Origin of the sequence: Fulvimarina pelagi HTCC2506 (genome assembly GCF_000153705.1) — a bacterium.
Classification (GTDB): domain Bacteria; phylum Pseudomonadota; class Alphaproteobacteria; order Rhizobiales; family Rhizobiaceae; genus Fulvimarina; species Fulvimarina pelagi.
The window spans coordinates 3,633,791-3,653,412 of sequence record NZ_DS022272.1 but is presented as its reverse complement, the minus strand read 5'-3'; the positions used below and the strand labels follow the sequence as shown (position 1 = coordinate 3,653,412).

The following is a 19,622-nucleotide window of genomic DNA, read 5'->3' as shown; positions in this document are numbered from 1 at the left end:
GCGACGTCGAAGACTTCGACAGCAAACGCGAAACGTCGCAAACCAGTGTTATGCGGATGCGATAGGCTTTTCGATCTTCCAAGATGCGTAGCCGCCGATTTTGGCAGCAGCCGGCATCATCAAGAGCGTTTGGCGTCAGTCGAGCGGGAGCACGACGAAGCGGAGATCCCCGTCCTGTTCCGCAACGAGCATCAAAGCGTTGCGCCGTCCCTCGCTCCTCAGTTCGGCGAGTTTCTCTTCGACATCGGAGACCGACGACACGCTCTCTTGCGCGATCTCCTGAATGAGCATGCCTGCTTCGATGCCTTTCTCGGCAGCGTTCGAGCCGGCCGCGACAGCTGTGATCAGAACACCCTCCGCGTCCTCGGGAAGATTGAATTCAGATCGTGTATCATCGTCGATCGCGCCAAGGGTCAGACCGAGGACGGGGTCGGTTGCACCGGTTTGAGCCTCGCCTTCGACCGCCTCGTCGTCTGAGGTATCACCATCGGCTTCCTCTTCTTCGCCGTTCGGCCCTTCGGCCATAAGGCGCTCGCCGTCTTCGAGCCGACCAAGCGTCACCGTGACCGTCATCGGTTCGGCGTCGGCCTCGCGCGATGTCTTGCGCAGGATCTCAACCTCGACATCTTTGCCGACCGGGGTCTCCGCTACGATGCGCGGCAGATCGCGGGAGGATTCGACGGTCTTCCCATCGAAAGCGGTGATGACATCGCCGGCCTTGAGGACATCCTGCGAAGGCCCGCCGTCGATCGTTCCGACGACCACCGCGCCACGGGCTTCGCCGATTCCGAGGCCACTCGCGATATCGTCTGTGACCGCAGAGAGGCGAATGCCAAGCCAACCGCGCCGGGTTTCGCCAAATTCACGCAACTGGTTGACGACGTTGACCGCAAGGTTCGCGGGGATCGAGAACCCGATGCCGATCGACCCGCCTGTCGGAGAGATGATCGCGGTGTTGATGCCAACGACATTGCCGTTCATGTCGAATAGCGGACCGCCCGAATTGCCTCGGTTGATAGCCGCGTCAGTCTGAATGAAGTTGTCGTAGGGGCCCGCATTGATGTTGCGCCCGCGCGCTGAAACGATGCCCAGGGAGACCGAACCGCCGAGCCCGAAGGGATTGCCGATCGCCATGACCCAGTCGCCGATCTTGATCGTTTCGGAGTCGCCGAACGCGACGGAAACGAGCGGCTCGTCGGACTGGACCTTGAGAACGGCGAGATCGGTCTTCGGGTCTCGGCCCAGCAGTTCGGCTTCGAGCTGGGATCCATCGGCGAAGTTGACGGTGATCTCGTCGGCATCCTGAATAACGTGGTTGTTCGTGATGACGACGCCGGACGGATCAATGACGAAGCCAGAACCGAGGGATTGAACCCTCCGGCCGCTCGGATTGCCGTCCCCACGCAGGAGATCGTCGAAAAAGTCCTGAAGCGGCGAGCCCTCCGGCGCCTCGAGGGGCGGAATGCCGCCGCCGGGCCGCTCAACGCGTTGGGCCGTGGAGATATTCACCACAGCGTCGAGGAGACTTTCGGCGAGTTCGGACACCGACTCGGGGCCCTGTCGGGAGGCAGGCGGCGTGACAGTCGCCTCACTGGCAGCCTCATCTTCTCGACCGGTCGTCGTCTCGTCTTCCTCGACAGGAGGGGCGGGCAGAGCCGGTACGGCTGCCTCCGCTTCGCTTTCGGGATCGCTCGTCGGCGCCTCTTCGGCATTTTCTTCGGCTTCGGCTGATGGCTCCGAGCCCTGCTCTGCCTCGGGCTCTCCGCTTTCCGGCGTCACGGCTGGTCCCTCGTCCGCCGGTTCGACAGGGGACCCTTCCTGTTCTCCTGTTTCCGGAATTTCCGGTATTGCGTCCAGTTGAGGTTCCGGTGCACCGACGCCGCCGTCTGCCGGTTGGCTCTGACTCATGCCGCCATAATCGCCGGTCGCCTGCGCGCGGGCGGACCCACCCGCGAGAGACACGATGAGAGCCGTCGTGAGAAGGAGGCGCGGCAGCAGAGAAATCATAGGCTGGATCTTCTTCCGTTTTTTCGGACACCCGGTTCAGGTGATGAGCCGGAAACGCTTGGCGCGTGTTTCCTGCGAAGCCAAGCTTTCACGGCAGACCCCCCTCGAGCAAGTATAGCGAATGTGTCCCCCGAGGCTGCGGCTGCTCGATCAAACTAATGTGCGGCGGATACGTGTCAGCATGTCGCGCGGGCCGTTCGGCAGGCGACTAATGACGCAGGAGCCAGATGATGCCGAAGCCGATGACGGCCGCAACGAGGCCGCCGATACGCAGGCTTTGTTCGTGCGATTGTGAAGCCTCGGCCGCAAGCCGTTTCACCAGGGACGGGAATGCCGCATAGACAACGCCCTCGATCACCAGAAGGAGACCGAGGGCTGTCAGGAAATCCGTCACTGGGCAGCGTTGTCCTGCGGTGCCGGTGCACTTTCGGCACTATTGGCTGCACCATCGATACTCGGCTCCGACGCAGCGCTGGCCGCCGCATCGCCGCTGGACGCGGTGCCCGCCGTCGGTGCGGCGATGGCACCGGTCTGGTCGCCCCCGGCGGATACTGCCGGCACTTCGGCGCCGGCAGCAGCCTGCTGACTGTCGTCACCTTCCGAAGCATCGCCGGCATTCGACGACCGCTGCTCGATGTCCGGGAGTTGGGGTAGATCGCTCGGATCGATCGACGAGCCACCGGAGCCCGACGGCCGCGCGCTGTCGTTCTGGAAATATCTGAAGAACTCCGAGTCCGGCGAGAGGACCAAGGTCGTTCCCGAATTTTCGAGAGCTTGACGATAAGCGCTCATGGAACGATAGAAGTCGAAGAATTCCGGATCAGCTCCGAAAGCTTCGCCGAAGACACGGTTGCGTTCGGCATCACCCTGACCCTGCAGGATCTCAGCGTCACGCCGGGCGACAGCGACGGTCTCCACCACCTCGCGATCCGAGCCGGCGCGAATTTCGCGAGCGGCGACCTGACCGCGAGCACGCAGTCTCTCTGCCTCCGCGAGACGTTCGGCCTGCATCCGCTCGTATGTCTGCTCGGACACCTCATCTGTGAGGTCGGTTCGGCGAATACGTACGTCAGTGACTTCGACGCCAAGAGTCTGTGCGTCGGCAACGATCTCGTCGCGCACCTGTCTCATCATCTCACCACGCTCGTTGGAGAGCGCTGCCTCGAAGCCGCGCAGGCCGTAGACCCGGCGCAGCGATGCATCGAGACGGGTACGCAGACGCTGTTCGGCCTGCGGGATCGAACCCGAGACCGCCTGCCGGAAGCGAGCGGCGTCGGCGATGTTGTACACCAGGAAGGCGTCGACGACGTAGAAGCGGCCGCCTGAGACCTGAACGCGGATGTCGTCGAGGTCGAAGCGCAAGAGACGATCAGGCAGCATCTGTACAGTGTCGGCGCCGGCGAAGCCGAAGGGCAGTTTGAAGTACAGACCCGGCTCCTCGGCTACGCGCTGGATCTCACCAAAGCGCAGAACGATCGCCTGTTCCTTTTCGTTAACGACGAAGATTGAGTTCCATACGAGGAGAACGACGACCGCGACAACGGCGACCAAAGCGTAAAGTCGGTTCATCAGTTGGCACCTCCCGACACCGCACGGTTTGCGCTTGTGCGCGAGGACGAGTCGTTGGTGCCGTTGTTGTTCTGGCCATTGCCGGACGAATTGGAGTTTTGGCGCTGCAATTCGTTAAGCGGAAGATAGGGGACCACGCCCTGTCCGCCGGCGGCATTGCTCTCGAGGATAATCTTGTTGGAGTCGCGCAGAACGCCCTCCATGGTCTCGAGGAAAAGGCGCTTTCGCGTCACTTCCGGAGCCTTGGCGTATTCTTCGAGAATCGACGAGAAGCGCTGTGCTTCACCTTCTGCCTCCTGAACGACGCGGCTCTTGTAGGCAGCCGCATCCTCGCGGATCTGCGCTGCCTCACCACGGGCTTGGCCGAGCTGCTGGTTTCGGTATCGGTTCGCCTCCTCGATGAAGCGGTCCTCGTCCTGCTCGGCGCGCTGAACCTCGTCGAAGGCGTCGGCGACCTGTGGCGGCGGCGCGGCGTCCTCGATCGAGATGCCGTTAATGCGGATACCGGTACCGTAATCATTGAGGGTGGTCTGGGTGATCTCGCGAACTTCCTCGGCGATCCCCGCACGATCGTCGCGGAAGACGTCCTGCACGGGACGGCGTCCGACAACCTCGCGCATCGCGCTCTCGGAGACCTGCTGCACCATCGCGGTGGGGTCCTGCACGTTGAAGAGGAAGTTCTGCGGGTTGTCGACCTGATAGAGAACGGCGAACTGGACATCCACGATGTTCTGGTCGCCCGATAACATCAGGCCAGAATTCTCGCCGCGCTGGCTGGAGCCGAGGGTGATCTGGCTTTCGACGACGGGTACGGTGTCTACGGTCTCGAATGGCCACATGATGAAGTGCAGGCCTGGTTGGGCGAGTTCCTGCTTGGGCTTGCCGAACAGCATCTCGACGCCGACCTCGTCGGGCTGGACCGTGTAGACGGCCTTGAACAGCCAACCGATGCCGAGGAGCACGACGACCAGAAGCACGATTGCTGCGGCACCGCCGCTGGAGCCGCCACCACCGGGAAACGCCCGCTTCAGCCTGTCGCCGCCCCGTCGCAGGATGTCTTCAAGATCGGGGCTGTTGTTCGGGCCGCCGCCGCCGCCGCCGGGCCGCGGACCTTGCGGACGCTGGCCCCAGGGACCTCCGCCGTTGCCGCCGCCACCCTTCCAACCGCCGCTACCGGTCTGATTGCTCCAAGGCATCGAAGTCCTTTCAATTGATGAAAAGCGCGAAGGGGCTGGAAGCGCCGCTCGCTCTAAATCGCCTATTGGTTCTTATAAGAGTTGCATATTCTGCTTTCAACGCGCCCGCGACCGTTTTGCGCGTTGGCCTCGCTGGCATTTTAAAGACGATAAACGCAAGATTGTGCTTCAAGATCGCCAAATTGTCTTGAATCGGATCAATTTTAGACTTGGTTGCGAAGCGTTAATCTTGATCGAAACGAAATCTTCGTTGGTAGGACTTGAAGCGCGTTGCCGCCGAATCACGCTCGCCGCGTATCCACGGCTCTTCTGACAGGAGCTCAAATTCGCTTTCATCGATCGCTGGGAACACCGCATCGCCCTCCGGCTCGGCGTCGACCTCGGTCAACGCGATCCGATCGATATGATCCCAGAGCAGGCGGTAAATCTCAGCACCGCCCACGACGGCAATCTCGCTGGCACGGCGGGCGCTGGCACACTCGATCGCCTTCGCGATCGCTTCCGCAGGCCCGCTCGCCAGCATCGCTCCATCGACTGCGAGCCTGTTCTCGCGTGTCAGCACAATCGAGTCTCGTCCGTCCAGCGCCTTCCCGATCGCCTCGAGAGTCTTGCGGCCCATGATCATCGGCTTGCCCATGGTGAGGCTGCGGTAGCGTTTCAGATCGCTCGGGATTGACCAGGGCATGCCGCCGTCCGCACCGATCACGCCGTTCTTTGCTGCCGCGACGACAGCGACGAATTCAGTTCGGCTTTCGCTCATACGGAAATCGGAGCGGCGATATGCGGCTGTGCCTCGTAGTTCTCGATTGCGACATCCGCGAAGGTGAACGCGAAGAGGTCGCGGACGTCAGGGTTGAGCTTCAGCACCGGCAGCGGCCCCGGGGTACGGTCAAGCTGCAGGCGCGCCTGTTCGAGATGATCCGCATAGAGATGAGCATCCCCCAGCGTGTGCACGAAGTCGCCGACATCGAGACCCGATGCCTGTGCAATCATGTGCGTGAGCAGCGCATAAGAGGCGATATTGAAAGGCACGCCAAGGAAGACGTCCGCCGACCGCTGGTAAAGTTGACAGGAAAGTTTGCCGTTCGCGACGTAAAATTGAAAAAGACAATGGCAAGGCGGGAGCGCCATTGTGTCGACAAGTGCCGGATTCCAGGCCGAAACGATGAGACGGCGGGAATGCGGGTTGGTCCTGAGAGTGTCGAGAACCCCTGAAATCTGGTCGATCGTACCGCCATCATAGTCGGGCCAGGAGCGCCACTGCGCACCGTAGACCGGACCGAGATCGCCATTCTCGTCCGCCCATTCATCCCAGATCCGGACACCATTCGCTTTGAGGTAGGCGATGTTGGTATCGCCCTTGAGGAACCACAGAAGCTCGTGAACGATAGAGCGGATATGCAGTCTCTTGGTCGTCAGAAGCGGGAAGCCCTCGCCGAGGTCGAAACGCATCTGATGGCCGAACACCGAACGCGTTCCGGTACCCGTGCGGTCAGGGCGGTCGGTTCCCTCGCCGAGAACCCGGGCCAGAAGATCCAGATATTGCCGCACGTCGACACTCACTCTCGTCCAGAAATGGAAGGGTTGGGGTCCTCGATCGATGTGGTGCTTTTGCCGCCTGTCGCGAAGAGAGTCCAGCCGGTCAGATACATCGATCGACATCGGAGCTGGTAAAAATTCGCCTCGTCATCCGGCACATGATTGTGGACGCATGGGTCTCGCCGCGCGCGAAGCCTAGTCTTCCCAATACCGACAGCGCATCAGCCTCGTTCCGAGAACTCTTCGCGAACGATTTCCTCTTAGAAAGAGGCATCGCACCCACACCGGGGTTTTCCTCTTTTCACGTCCGGCGATCCCTCTTATATTTGCAGATGCCGGACCAACTCCGGCTATGGCGATAAACGTTCGATGCAATAAACCTTTCGGACCCGGGGGCGGTACCCGGCGCCTCCACCATGTCTCATGAAGTCCGCTTTTCGGATCCGATGGGACATGGCGGGGGCGAAATAGGATCGACGAGGGCGTAAAGATCGGATTTTTGCTCGGAATGGTTCCGCCGTTATCGGGCCGTATCAATAGTTGCAAACGACAACTATGCGGAAGCACGTCTCGCCGCGTAAGCGGTGCGATAGCTTCGAATTAAGCCCTGGGGGTTCGCACTTCTAGGCGGGGCTCGGAGGCGCCTGGCAACAGAAGCCTCCACTTTTCTTTCGGCGCCTGCTAATGCGTCGGTGACGATGTTTCAGACCGGGACCGTGGCATGAGCCAAGACCTCATCCGATACGACGTGCTTGCGCAGGACGCCCTCCGCGGTGTGATCCGTAAGGTGCTCGGCGAGGTGGCGAAGACCGGTCTACCGGGCGAGCATCATTTCTTCATCACCTTTCTCACCTCTGCGCCCGGCGTGCGCATTTCCTCGCGGCTGCGCGAAAAATATCCCGACCTGATGACCATCGTGGTACAGCATCAGTATTGGGATCTGAGCGTGACCGAAAATTCCTTCGAGATCGGCCTGTCCTTCTCCGACATCCCGGAAAAGCTGCTGGTGCCCTTCTCCGCCGTGCGCGGCTTCTACGATCCGTCCGTGAATTTCGAGCTGGAGTTCGATGTCCGGGGTGCGGAAGCGGCGAATTCAGACGAGGCTGAGGAGACTGTGTCCGCGGACGACGCCAAACCATCCGGCGGAGCGCTCTCGGCGACACCGCTGCCGGTCCGGGAAAAGGCAGAAGCCTCGGCTTCTTCGAGCGCCGACAGTGAAAACGACGACGAGAGCGAAGAAGAGCGACCGGATGCCCAAGTCGTCTCTCTCGACGCCTTCCGGAAGAAGACCTGAGCCAACCCCGCGAGCCTCCTATGGGTGAGATCGTCAATCTGAGGCGTGCCCGAAAGGCGAAGGCGCAGGTCGATCGCGAAGCGGCAGCCGCGGAGAATCGCGTCAGGTTCGGCACTCCCACGGCGTTGAGAAAGCTAGCCGAGAAGCGACGAGCCGAAGCGGCGAAGACGCACGACGGCCACAAGCGCGACCACGGCAAAAACGATCTGGAAAAAAAGCCGACGCTCCCCGACGAAACCTCGTGACGGTCAAGCGCTCCCTTTCCATCCGTGGCCACCGCACATCGATCACGCTCGAGGAAGCATTCTGGCGGAGATTGAACGCACTCGCACGGGAGCGGAGCATCACCACGGCCGAACTTGTCGCCGAGATCGACGGAGCTCGCGATGCGAAAGTCAACCTGTCCTCGGCACTCCGCGTCCACCTTCTAGAAGAAGCATTGGAACGACAGAAGGACGAAAGCGGCTCTCGCGACCGAGACCCGCTGTAGCTTTGTCAGGTCCTCCCGACCTAGAGGATTTTTGCATCCTTGGACCGAACGAAAAAACGACGCTCCTTGCACAACGCCGTTTTCGATCTCCCCATCGCCTGCTTCTGCAGCGCATCGCCTCACTACTGGAAGGAGACAGCGGCCTGGATGCGAGCATTGATGTCGTCCTCGCTTTCAAGCGGAACGAAAGGTGCGCGGCTATTCGTGCGGTCCGACCCGGCACGCAACGAGCGAAGCGGCCATCCACCCTTGTCCGCAATCGGCTGCTTCTTTTCGAGCGCGGCCGTGACGGCGCTAACAGGCTTCCGGTCGACCGAAGCCGGGGATGCCGCCTTTGCGACGCCCGCCGAAACATCAGGCGTCGGACGCACGCTCGGCTGAGGCAGCGAGACTTGCCGCATTGCCGGCGGAGCCTTCGGCGCATCCGGCGGGATGACAGCCGCAACCTGTTCCTTCAGGACGGAATTGAAAGCTGGCCGCCCGCTTGGCGTCGGCACCGTATAGGCAAGTTCGGAGCCGATACGCTTTTCTTCCTCGGCCTGGGTTTCGAGAGCGGCGATCATCGCCGCCGTCGCATCGGCCGACGGTACGACCCGCTCAGGGGTGCTATTTTCTAGATTGGCCGGGACGGCGCGCGCCGGAGCCCAGCGTGGCGATGGGATCCGACTTGGATCGATCGACGCGACCTGGCTCTCTTCGAGGCCGCCGTTCACGGCTGCTGCAGGATCGTTGCGCCGGTCGCGGCCGGTGTCGAAGCCGGCGTCGAGCATGGCGACTGCGGCAGGCTGCGGAGCCGGGCGGTTCGGACGCGAGGTGGGAACGACATCCGCGACCACTGGAGCCTGAGGCTGCGGTCGGGCGCGCGCCACCTGGGTCGGAGCCTGCATCGCTTCCGCATTGTCCTCTTCCTCGTCGGCGCCGCCGCCGAACAGCATGGAAAGGAGGGTTCTGCCGCCACCTGACGAAGAGGACGCGTTGGCGACCTGAAGATCACCCGCTGCCCGCCGCTGCTTGTAGGAGGCGAGTGCCTGCTGATAGCCCGGAAGCGGCTTGCCGTCAGACGGAACGTGGACCGTTCCCCCGTTCGGGAACACCGAGGCCAGCTCGCGGCGGCTCATACGAGGCCAATGACGTGCGTTGCCGGTATCGAAATGAACGAAAGGCGACCCCGACTTCGGGTAGTAGCCGACGCCGCCGACCTGCATCTTCAAGCCGATCGCTCGAAGCGTCGATAGCTTCACGCCCGGAATGAAGAAGTCGAGCGCACGGCCGACCATGTGCTGGCTCTTCTTGGCTTGACCGCCCCGTGTCCGACGCAGCATGCCGTTCGTGGCCGGTGATCGATAGGCGCTCACGACGTTGATGTAATCTCTCGCGCCCGCCTGACGGTAGGCCTCCCAAAGAAGATCGAGAAGCTGCGGGTCCATCGTCGTGGCCTTGCCCTGTCGCCAGTCACGCAAGAACCAATTGATCTTTTTGACTTCGCTCTGCACGTAGCGGCCGTTGCGCTTGTAGGCGAAGCTGCCGCGCTCCTTGGTGTGCAGATTGTAGAATTTGAGCGTTCGCGTCTCTGCGAATGCCGATGCGGTTCCGAACGCACCAAGTGCGAAGGCGCAGGCCACGAGGGCAAGAGCCCAATGGCGCACGCGCACGGCGGTGGATTTAAATTTCAAAGCCCATCCCCTTCCGATCGAGCGTTCCGGCGCCTCGTATCCCCCAAAGCACCGTCACGTCAGCGGATTGCCGCGATCCTTACGAACACAGTTCTCTGCGAACTGCGGCATAAGAATGACACCTTGGCCGCATTTTTCGAATCTATTGGGAAAGAGTTAAGTTTGGGTAAAGGTTAAAACATTCCGAACACCGCGGTTTCATCGCGGCGTGCACGAAACTGGCTGGAATCAAAGGTCTTCCGCAGAGCCGCATGAAGTCGTTGGCTAACTGACTCTTGGAAAGGCGCGAGAAGCTCCGCGTCCATTCCCCGTGTCAGGCCGACTGCGAAGCGCCGGTCAGGTCGCCGAGACCGTGCGACGGCATCACCCACGCGCATTGCGATCCCGCGGAGCTCCCGGTCGCAGGCACCATGCACTTCAAGGACCTGTTATCTCGTACTCGCGCAGTTTGCGATAGAGCGTCGAGCGGCCGATCCCGAGTCTTCTGGCCACCTCGCTCATATGCCCATTATACTGGTCCAGAGCGATCCGAATGATGTCGGCCTCGATCTCGTCCAGCTTGCGAAGCTCACCGCGTCCATCCCGGATGAGGTCGCTCGTGCTCCCCTGCCCCGAGAACTGCCGCGACGGTTCCGCCAACTGTTGATCGGCCGGCGAACGCAGTTCGGCGACCTGTCGCGCCTCATTGGCGAGGACGAGGGCACCGAAATCACTTGGCTGAAGCGTTTCGGTCTCGGCCAACACCACCGCACGGTGGACCACATTTTCGAGCTGGCGGATATTACCGGGCCAGTCGAAGCGTTCGAGCAGATCCACCGTGGCGGACGAGAAACGCCGCGCCGGCGACTGGGACTCGCTCTCCGTGAAGCGTTGGAGGAATTCCTTGGCCAAGCTGGCGATCTCGGCGCGGCGTTGGCGCAGCGGCGGAACACTGAGTTCGAAGGCATTCAGTCTGTAGTAGAGGTCTTTGCGAAACCGTCCCTGCGAGACCGCCGCGAGCAGCGACTGGTTGGTCGCCGACAGGATCCGGACATCGACCTTGACCGGACTGTCGGCTCCGACCGGATCGACAAGTCCTTCCTGGATGACCCGCAAAAGCTTTACCTGTGCAGAGGGACTGAGTTCGCCGACTTCGTCGAGAAAGAGAGTCCCTGTATCGGCTTCGCGGAACTTGCCGACATGTTCCTTCGCAGCGTCGGTGAAGGCGCCCTTCACATGACCGAACAGGATGCTCTCGACGAGATCCGACGGCAATGCACCGCAATTGATCGTCACGAACGGCTTGCCCGCCCGCGGGCCCCAGGTCTGGATCGCGCGAGCGATGCATTCCTTGCCGACGCCGGTCTCCCCGCTGATCAGCACCGGGATCGCGGATTTCGCAGCCTTCGCGGCGCTGGCGATCACGGAGGCCATCGGTTCGGGCAGGTTCGTCTGGCGAAGATTATCAGGGACCCGCATCGGGTTCGGCCGCGTTTCGAGCATTCGAATCGCGTTTGTCAGCACGGTTCGCAGGCGATCGGGCGACACTGGTTTCACGATGAAGTCGAACGCGCCCGAGCGCATGGCGGCGACGACGGTCTCGACGGAATCCTTCGCCGTTTGAACGACAACCGGAATCTCGATGGACCGCCTGCGCATCTCGGCCATGACTTCGGTACCGCTCTTGTCGGGCATGAGCAGGTCGAGGACGACGACCGCGACGTCGCGTGCCTTCGGGCCCGTCAGCACATCGAGCGCCGCGCGCCCGCCATCGCAATGGATCGGCTGGAGCCCTATCCGAGAAATCTGGGCGTCAAGAAGCCGGCGCTGTATGGGGTCGTCGTCGACCACCAAGACCTGTCGTGCCATAATGGATGTCCCTGTTTGAATGTCCCCTTCTGGTGCGGGGTTGACCCAAACTGGCACGCAAGCCCTGAAAGCTGTCTCAAGAAACGCGGCAAACTTTGGCTGAGAAAATTCGATCAAATTGAAGGAAAATCGGAACTAGCGAAAAACGAGCGAGCCTTTATCTAAGGGCGACGCTGGCGGTCGGTGCCGCCTCATCGCCGAAATTTCATCCGCAACGATCAGGCTTCACTTATGACGAACCGCTTTTCCACGCCCGCTCGATCCGCTGCCGAATCCGTATCCGCAGGAATTTCCGAACTTCCCGAATGGAGCCTCGACGATCTCTACCCATCGATGGACTCGCCCGAGCTCCAGAGCGATCTCGACAAGGCTCGGCAGGATGCAACGCGTTTCAAGGAGAATTGGAAGGGCAAACTTGCCGATCTCGCAAATGCCGATCCGGCAGGACTTGCCCGGTCGGTCAGCGAATACGAAAAGCTCGAAGAACTGCTCGGCCGGATCATCTCATATGCCGGCCTCGTTTATGCGGGCGACACCTCCGATCCTGTGCGCGCCAAGTTCTACGGCGATATCCAGGGCTCGGTGACCGACATCGCGACGAACCTCCTGTTCTTCACCCTCGAGCTCAACCGGATCGAAGACGCTGTAATGGATAGCGCGATGGAGGCCGAGCCGGCGCTCGCCCATTTCCGCCCGTGGCTAGTCGATCTCAGGAAAGACAAGCCATTCCAGCTGGAGGATAGGGTCGAGGAACTCTTCCACGAGAAGGGCATCACCGGTGCCGGCGCCTGGAACCGGCTCTTCGACGAAACGCTGACGAGCCTGCGCTTCACCGTCGACGGCGACGACCTCGCACTCGAAGCAACGCTCAATCTTCTGCAGGACGACGACCGGGACAAGCGCCGCAAGGCTGCAGCTGCCCTCGCCAACGTCTTTTCGCGCAACCTCAGAACCTTCACGCTGATCACCAACACACTCGCCAAGGACAAGGAAATCTCCGACCGCTGGCGCGGCTTCGAAGACGTTGCCGATTCGCGCCATCTGGCGAACCGTGTGGAGCGCGAGGTTGTCGACGCCCTCAATACGGCGGTGATCCAGGCCTATCCTTCGATTTCACACCGCTACTACGCCATGAAAGCAAAGTGGCTGGGACTCGACGCGCTCGAGTTCTGGGATCGCAATGCGCCGCTGCCGAACGCCAAGCGACGCGACATCTCTTGGGACGATGCGCGGGAAACGGTACTGTCGGCCTATTCAGGCTTCTCCCCCGACATGGCCGAGATCGCCAAGCGCTTCTTCGATAGAAGCTGGATCGACGCGTCACTCAGGCCTGGCAAATCGCCTGGGGCCTTCGCCCATCCGACGGTGCCGAGCGTCCACCCCTACGTGCTGCTCAACTATATGGGTAAGCCGCGCGACGTGATGACGCTCGCGCACGAACTCGGCCACGGCGTCCACCAGGTGCTGGCAGGCGATCAGGGCGCGCTCATGGCTGCGACCCCGCTGACGCTCGCCGAGACCGCTTCGGTGTTCGGCGAGATGCTGACCTTCCGTTCTCTGCTCGCCCAGGCGAAGACGCCGGAGGAGCGCAAGACGCTGCTCGCCTCGAAGGTCGAGGACATGATCAACACGGTGGTGCGCCAGATCGCGTTCTACCAGTTCGAGCGCGCTTTGCACGAAGAGCGACGCTCCGGCGAACTGACCTCGGAGCGGATCGGCGAGATCTGGCTTTCTGTCCAGAGCCGGAGCCTCGGCCCAGCCGTCCGCCTTGGCGACGGCTACGAGACCTACTGGACCTACGTGCCGCACTTCATCCACTCGCCGTTCTACGTCTACGCCTATGCCTTCGGCGATTGTCTCGTGAACTCCCTCTATTCGGTCTACGAGAACGCCCAGGCCGGTTTTCAGGACAAGTATTTCGAGATGCTGAAGGCCGGCGGCACCAAGCATCACTCCGAGCTGCTCGCGCCTTTCGGACTGGATGCGTCGGACCCCGCCTTCTGGTCGCGCGGTCTCCAGATGATCTCAGGCTTCATCGACGAATTGGAGAAGATGGACTGAGGCAACGGGATCGCAATCCCCAAGGCGCAACATGATCATCGGCAACGCCGGCCCGATAGACCCGCATCCCTCCATAAAGGTGGTGCGCATTGCACTCAAAGATAAAAGGCAATGACCACTTCCCTTTAGTCCGCTTCAAATCCAAACTGCTACGAAACCCGGGAGGGCGTCGATGTCGAAGCGATACAAGGTGCGATTTCCTTCAAAGGAGACCATGGCTGCCTCTCGGGCCGTGGAGAGTCCGAACACCTCAGTCGTCGTAGAAAACGAGAAACGCGCCTATCTCGCCATCGAGGTACCGAATGTTCAGACCACGGCAGATTTTGACGAGGATGGCTCCCTGGCGATGGATGCCGCCCCAGAATTGGAGCGGATCGCCCGCGAATACGGTGCCGAAATTGTCGAAGACTATCAGTACGAATTAGAAAGCCGGTCCGATGCCTTCACGTTCGAGGGTAGCGATGAGCCGGCAGCCGCGTCGCTCGCGGACGTCACGCAGCTGATACACGCCAACGAGGCATGGGCCGATACGACTGGCAAAGATGTCACGATTGCGATCGTTGACACGGGAATCGATGGCACCCAACCGGAATTTCCTGCTTCGAAACGGGCCGGGCATTGGGAGCCTTATGGTGATACGCCGTGGACTGACTGGGACGGTCACGGCACGATGTGCGCCACCATCAGTGCCGCTGTCGACGCCGAGCCAGGGAGCCGTTATCGCGGTGTCGCGCCGGATGCGAGGATCATTGCTTGCAAGACGCGGTTCTACGACTCCGAACTTGCCGCCATTTACGATTACCTTGCCGCTGTAGCTGCCGAGATGGAGGGACCGATCGTCGCGAGCAACAGCTTCGGGCGGAAGACGGGACATCCGCCGACCCCTCCGGTCCAATCGGATTTTCTCGATGCCCTCGACGATGCGATCGCAGCTGGAATTTTTATCTTCTTCAGCGCCGGTAACAATCATCAGCTTGCTGGCGGCCATCAAAGCGACTGCAATCCCAACTCCATCTGGCTCCACAAGAGCCGTGAAGATGTCTTTCCTGTCGCAACCTGTGATCTCCAGAAATCGATGTGGTTCTATTCCAGTCGCGGACCAGGGCAATTCGCTGGGCAAACCGGGATGTCCGACAAGCCGGACGCGACGGCTCCCACGCCGGCGAACGGCAAAATTCTTTACGGCGGCGGCGAAAAGGTTTTGCCAGATGGGTGGGGCACGAGCGGTGCCTGTCCACAGGTCGCAGGTCTCGCCGCACTCCTGTTGAGCCTCGATCCTGAACTGTCGCGGGATGCGCTTTTCGACGCCATACGCGACAACGCCACGGATCTCGGTCTTGCGCGGGAATGTCAGGGTGCCGGAATGATCGACTGTAAAGCGAGCGTCGATTATATTCGTAAGGTTCTGACCTCCTGACGGAGAATTAGTCGATGGATGCGACGCGACGTTACAAGGTGAAATCACCCGACGAAAAGGCGTTTAAGGCCGTCGAGCGAATCCTCGAGATCGAAGCCCGGGTCGTTCTGACCAATCCGCGTCGCAACACGGTTGCCGTGACGGGATTGACCGATCGCACGGCCGACAAGCTGCGCGCCCTTCACGCAAAGATCCAGGACGATTTCACATACGATCTGGAATGACACCGCTGGGCATGATCTAAGCGCCACTCCCGCCGACGGCCGTGGATTGAAGTCATTGCTCTCGACAAAGATCTCGGAAGGAGCGGCGTCCAGGTAAACAAGCGATAGCGACGGGAACATACCGGTCACGTCGAAAATTCGGACGGCGACGTTTCTCGAAACACTCCTCTTGCTCTTGGCGCATCGATCGGCCCTCTGTTTGTCGCCCTAGTCGTTGTGCGGGGTGCGCATCCAAGATCGTGAATACATCGCACACCGGCGTCAAAAGACTGAGGTCTGATTGAAATCCGGACAAAGTCGCCATCCCCCTTCCCATCGCCACAAAAACCGTCTAGCGCCACCGCGACGCAACATGGCTCCTCCTATGGCCATGTGACGCAATAGGCGATGAAAGGTATGAACTGATGGCGCTTGAAGGTTACCCGGTACACGGCAGAATCTCCGGCCCCATCGTGATGATCGGCTTCGGTTCGATCGGCAAGGGAACCCTCCCGCTGATCGAGCGCCACTTCGAGTACGACCCTTCGCGCTTTGTCGTCGTCGATCCGAATGACGCCGACAAGCATCTCCTCGATGAACGTGGAATCCGTTTCGTCCATCAGGCGGTCACCAAGCAGAACTATCGCGACCTGCTCACGCCGCTGCTCACCGAGGGAGACGGCCAGGGCTTCTGCGTCAATCTCTCGGTCGACACGTCTTCGCTTGACCTGATGAAACTCTGCCGGGAGCTCGGCGTCCTCTACATCGATACCGTCGTCGAGCCCTGGCTCGGCTTTTACTTCGACAAGACCATGTCGAACGCGGAGCGCACCAACTATGCCCTTCGCGAGACGGTGCGAAAGGAAAAGAAGAACAAACCCGGCGGCACGACGGCCGTTTCTTGCTGCGGCGCCAATCCCGGGATGGTTTCCTGGTTCGTCAAGCAGGGCCTCGTCGACGTCGCGAAAGCCGTTGGCCTTGAATTCGACGAACCGTCTCCCGACGATCGTAATGGCTGGGCCAAGCTGATGAAGAAAGCGGGCGTCAAGGGCGTGCACATCGCCGAGCGCGACACCCAGCGCGCGCGTAAGCCGAAACCGATGGATGTCTTCTGGAACACATGGTCAGTGGAAGGTTTCCTGTCGGAGGGCATGCAGCCAGCCGAACTCGGCTGGGGCACCCACGAGAAGTGGAAGCCGAAAAATGCCAAGAGCCATAAAAAGGGGTGTCAGGCCGCTATCTATCTGGAGCAGCCGGGCGCCAATACCCGAGTGCGGACGTGGTGTCCGACGCCGGGCGCTCAATACGGCTTCCTGGTGACGCACAACGAGTCGATATCGATCGCCGACTTCTTCACCCATCGCAACAAGAAGGACGAGGTCACCTTCCGTCCGACCTGCCACTACGCCTACCACCCGGCGAACGACGCGGTGCTTTCGTTGCACGAACTGTTCGGCGCGGCCGGCAAGACCCAGGCCAAGCTGCACGTCCTCGACGAGAACGAGATCGTCGACGGCATCGACGAGCTCGGCGTTCTCCTTTACGGCCACGAGCGGAATGCATACTGGTACGGTTCGCAACTCTCAGTCGAGGAGACTAGGCGGATCGCGCCTTACCAGAACGCGACCGGATTGCAGGTGACCTCGGCGGTTCTCGCCGGCATGGTCTGGGCTCTGGAGAATCCGGAAGCCGGTATCGTGGAAGCCGACGAAATGGACTACAAGCGCTGCCTCGAAGTGCAGACTCCCTATCTTGGTCCTGTTAAAGGTTACTATAGCGACTGGACGCCGCTCACCGATCGGCCGGGACTTTTCCCGGAGGATATCGACGATCAGGATCCTTGGCAGTTTCGGAACGTGCTGGTGCGTTAGGAACCGCAGAGAATACTCGGCGTTCTTTCCGCGTGGTGTTCGGTCAGCGTTCAATGAATTGAAACAACGGCAGGCCGGAGGATCAGGTGCCGTTGGGGCGTGGAGTTGATGGCTGACCAGAATAAACGCAGACGCGCCGTCGAAGACGTGATGCGCGCGGTGATGACCGGCGAAATCGGCTCGATCGCCAATCTCTTCTATCCCGGCGCCGTATTCCTCCAGCGCAGCAATGCCGGCGTGATCGACGCACCTTGGTTTGAACGTATGGAGGGCGAATTCCATCTCGCCGGGGAAGAGCAGACCACGGCCTTCTTGCAAGAACTACTGAAGCGGGCGAGCTACATGTCCTACGAGATCCGCGGACTCGTCTGCGAGGACGACGAAGCGGCAAGCCGTTGCGACTGGTCGCGACGGGACGAGAATACCGGAACCATAGTCACCGGCACCACGATGTACTGGTTCGGCTTTTCGAGCGACGACCGGATCAAGTCGCTGGAGACGGTCGGGGCGATCCACTCGGTACTGCCACGTCGAAAAGTGTCAGAGCGAACCGCTTCGTAACCCCAGACCGACGTTGATCGGCTTGCAATTAACCATGATTATGGACACGGGGCATTTGCTCTTCACGCGTTCGGACGGAATTGGTTAAGATTGTCTCGATCGAACAATCGCGGAGCAGCGTTTCGGACGCCCCGCCAGTCTGACATCAGGGGTTCAAGGTTCATGCGCCGTATCGCACTCTCCGCAGCGCTCGTTTCGACGCTTTTCGTCACGGCTTGCCAACTTGGCGGCCAGGAAGACCTGGGGCCGAGAGGGCCGCAGGGAATCGAAGGTCTCTGGAATTCGGTCGGCGGCTCGGTCAACTACACCGCAAGCTTCAACAGCGGACGATTCACGTCGACCGAGCAAGGCACTGGTGCTGTTCTCGCCCAAGGCACCTACTCCAATCTAGGGCCCGGCCAAATCAGCATCGTCTACTCCCCCACGACGCGCGATACGCAGGTCGCCGCCAACTGTAACCAAACCGCCGTCAATACGCTCTCCTGCGCGACTTCGTCAGGCAACCGGTTCCAGCTGCAGCGGGCATAAGTCCTGGCAGTTCGGTCCTTTTTTGCCATACCGGGTCCTTTGGACCGGCGCATGTCGGAACGCTATAATTCTTGCGCACCGGTCCAAACCGAATTCGGATCCCGGGCATCAGACGGACTTTTCACCCTTTGCGCGCCTTCGCCACGTTTCATCCACCGGCGAATTGACTATATCGGGCTGGTCTCCTGATCTGGAACCATTCCAGATCGTTCCAGGCTCCGCGCCGTCCAAGTGGGACAGCACGTTGAAGTCCTCGACCGCCATGCGCAAAGGCTGATGTGATGAACGCATTGACGAAAACCATGGCCGACCGGGCCATAGGTCCTCTCCCCGCCAACCATCCGGTAGTTCGCACGCCCAAGGTAGGGGTCCTTCTCGTCAATCTCGGAACGCCGGACGGCACAGAATTCAAGCCGATGCGTCGGTATCTGAAGGAATTTCTTTCCGACAGCCGGGTCATCGAGTGGCCGAAGATCGCCTGGTACCCAATCCTTTATGGCATCGTTCTGAACACGCGTCCCAAGAAGTCCGGCGCCGCCTACGCCGAGATCTGGAACAACGAGATGAACGAGTCGCCGCTGCGTACCTTCACGCGTTCGCAGGGCGAGAAGCTGAAGACCCGCATGGCCATGCACGCAAATGTCGTCGTCGACTGGGCGATGCGATACGGCCAGCCTTCAATCGCCGAACGCACCGACGCCTTGATGGAAGCAGGCTGCGAAAGGGTTCTGGTCTTCCCGCTCTATCCGCAATATTCCGCCTCGACCACGGCTACGGTCAACGACAAGTTCTTCGAGCATATGATGCGTCAGCGCTGGATGCCGGCGGTGCGGACCGTGCCGGCCTATCACGACGAGCCGGTCTACATCGACGCGCTCGCCAAATCGATCGAGAGCCATCTTTCGACGTTGGATTTCACGCCCGAGCGTGTCGTCGCATCCTATCACGGCATTCCGCAGAGCTATTTCCGCAAGGGCGATCCGTACCATTGCCATTGCCAGAAGACCTCGCGCCTTTTGGAAGAACGGCTTGGATGGGAGCCCGGCCGGCTCATGACCTGTTTCCAGTCGCGTTTCGGACCTGAGGAGTGGCTGCAACCTTATACGGACAAGACGGTGGAAGCGCTGCCTAAAGAAGGCATCAAGAACATCGCCGTCTTCAATCCGGGCTTCGTTTCGGACTGCCTGGAAACGCTGGAGGAGATCGCGGGCGAGGCCGGCGAAATCTTCCATGAGGCGGGCGGCGAGAACTTCACGCACATTCCCTGTCTGAATGACACTGAGCCCGGCATGGATGTCATCGAGTCGTTGGTCCGCCGCGAATTGAGGGGTTGGGTGGACTAAGCAGGATCCGTGCTCGGCCTCG

At 60.8% G+C, this 19,622-nt stretch carries 18 protein-coding genes and 1 other RNA gene; 11 read left to right on the top strand and 8 right to left on the bottom strand.

Features of this window, described 5'->3' with window-relative positions; all coding sequences use genetic code 11:
- Positions 1-135: 135 nt before the first annotated feature.
- From FP2506_RS16965 to FP2506_RS16940, 6 genes are all read right to left on the bottom strand, one after another.
- Positions 136-2,007, bottom strand: a complete 1,872-nt coding sequence (locus tag FP2506_RS16965; RefSeq protein ID WP_007068833.1) for a Do family serine endopeptidase — start codon at positions 2,005-2,007, stop codon at positions 136-138.
- 208 nt (positions 2,008-2,215) lie between these two features.
- The gene (locus FP2506_RS16960) at positions 2,216-2,401 is read right to left on the bottom strand and encodes a DUF2065 domain-containing protein (protein ID WP_007068832.1); all 186 of its coding nucleotides are present in this window, start codon (positions 2,399-2,401) and stop codon (positions 2,216-2,218) included.
- Entirely contained in the window at positions 2,398-3,576 is a 1,179-nt protein-coding gene (locus FP2506_RS16955; RefSeq protein WP_007068831.1) for an SPFH domain-containing protein, read from the bottom strand. Before FP2506_RS16955 ends, FP2506_RS16960 begins: the two co-directional genes overlap by 4 nt.
- Positions 3,576-4,772: an FtsH protease activity modulator HflK gene (gene hflK / locus FP2506_RS16950; RefSeq protein WP_007068830.1), complete on the bottom strand. Its 1,197-nt coding sequence runs from the start codon at positions 4,770-4,772 to the stop codon at positions 3,576-3,578. Before hflK ends, FP2506_RS16955 begins: the two co-directional genes overlap by 1 nt.
- A 223-nt stretch (positions 4,773-4,995) precedes the next feature.
- Positions 4,996-5,532 carry a dihydrofolate reductase gene (locus tag FP2506_RS16945; RefSeq protein ID WP_007068828.1) on the bottom strand — a complete coding sequence of 179 codons (537 nt, stop codon included), beginning with the start codon at positions 5,530-5,532 and terminating at the stop codon, positions 4,996-4,998.
- Entirely contained in the window at positions 5,529-6,323 is a 795-nt protein-coding gene (locus FP2506_RS16940) for a thymidylate synthase (protein ID WP_007068827.1), read from the bottom strand. The genes FP2506_RS16945 and FP2506_RS16940 overlap by 4 nt, the downstream gene beginning before the upstream one ends.
- A 282-nt stretch (positions 6,324-6,605) precedes the next feature.
- On the opposite strand from FP2506_RS16940, the gene ssrA reads away from it, so the two are divergent.
- From ssrA to FP2506_RS16925, 4 genes are all read left to right on the top strand, one after another.
- Positions 6,606-6,976: a transfer-messenger RNA gene (ssrA, locus tag FP2506_RS18575) on the top strand.
- Positions 6,977-7,032: 56 nt separating this feature from the next.
- Positions 7,033-7,605: an SspB family protein gene (locus FP2506_RS16935; protein WP_007068826.1), complete on the top strand. Its 573-nt coding sequence runs from the start codon at positions 7,033-7,035 to the stop codon at positions 7,603-7,605.
- Between the two features lie 20 nt (positions 7,606-7,625).
- Positions 7,626-7,850 (top strand): DUF4169 family protein, encoded by a 225-nt coding sequence (locus tag FP2506_RS16930; RefSeq protein WP_007068825.1) that lies wholly within the window; start codon positions 7,626-7,628, stop codon positions 7,848-7,850.
- Entirely contained in the window at positions 7,847-8,095 is a 249-nt protein-coding gene (locus FP2506_RS16925; protein WP_007068824.1) for a ribbon-helix-helix domain-containing protein, read from the top strand. Before FP2506_RS16930 ends, FP2506_RS16925 begins: the two co-directional genes overlap by 4 nt.
- Positions 8,096-8,217: 122 nt before the next feature.
- On the opposite strand, the gene FP2506_RS16920 is transcribed toward FP2506_RS16925, so the two are convergent.
- Positions 8,218-9,768 (bottom strand): peptidoglycan L,D-endopeptidase MepK, encoded by a 1,551-nt coding sequence (locus FP2506_RS16920; protein WP_050765103.1) that lies wholly within the window; start codon positions 9,766-9,768, stop codon positions 8,218-8,220.
- 417 nt (positions 9,769-10,185) lie between these two features.
- On the bottom strand, positions 10,186-11,616 hold the full coding sequence (locus tag FP2506_RS16915; RefSeq protein ID WP_007068821.1) for a sigma-54-dependent transcriptional regulator: 1,431 nt from the start codon (positions 11,614-11,616) through the stop codon (positions 10,186-10,188).
- Between the two features lie 231 nt (positions 11,617-11,847).
- Here FP2506_RS16915 and FP2506_RS16910 point away from each other — a divergent pair, with 231 nt between their 5' ends.
- The 7 genes from FP2506_RS16910 to hemH all read left to right on the top strand — a co-directional run bounded on the left by FP2506_RS16910 (position 11,848) and on the right by hemH (position 19,600).
- A complete protein-coding gene (locus FP2506_RS16910; protein WP_007068820.1) occupies positions 11,848-13,677 on the top strand; it encodes a M3 family oligoendopeptidase in 1,830 nt (609 codons plus the stop codon).
- Between the two features lie 214 nt (positions 13,678-13,891).
- A complete protein-coding gene (locus tag FP2506_RS16905) occupies positions 13,892-15,094 on the top strand; it encodes a S8 family peptidase (protein ID WP_210160429.1) in 1,203 nt (400 codons plus the stop codon).
- Between the two features lie 14 nt (positions 15,095-15,108).
- Positions 15,109-15,318, top strand: coding sequence for a hypothetical protein (locus FP2506_RS16900; RefSeq protein WP_007068818.1), 210 nt, complete (start codon positions 15,109-15,111; stop codon positions 15,316-15,318).
- A gap of 404 nt (positions 15,319-15,722) precedes the next feature.
- Positions 15,723-17,168: a homospermidine synthase gene (locus FP2506_RS16895; RefSeq protein ID WP_007068817.1), complete on the top strand. Its 1,446-nt coding sequence runs from the start codon at positions 15,723-15,725 to the stop codon at positions 17,166-17,168.
- 108 nt (positions 17,169-17,276) lie between these two features.
- Complete coding sequence (locus FP2506_RS16890; RefSeq protein ID WP_007068816.1) at positions 17,277-17,729, top strand: nuclear transport factor 2 family protein; 453 nt, start codon at positions 17,277-17,279, stop codon at positions 17,727-17,729.
- Between the two features lie 162 nt (positions 17,730-17,891).
- Positions 17,892-18,257, top strand: a complete 366-nt coding sequence (locus FP2506_RS16885) for an Omp10 family outer membrane lipoprotein (RefSeq protein ID WP_007068815.1) — start codon at positions 17,892-17,894, stop codon at positions 18,255-18,257.
- A gap of 281 nt (positions 18,258-18,538) precedes the next feature.
- A complete protein-coding gene (gene hemH, locus FP2506_RS16880; protein WP_007068814.1) occupies positions 18,539-19,600 on the top strand; it encodes a ferrochelatase in 1,062 nt (353 codons plus the stop codon).
- Positions 19,601-19,622: the final 22 nt, after the last annotated feature.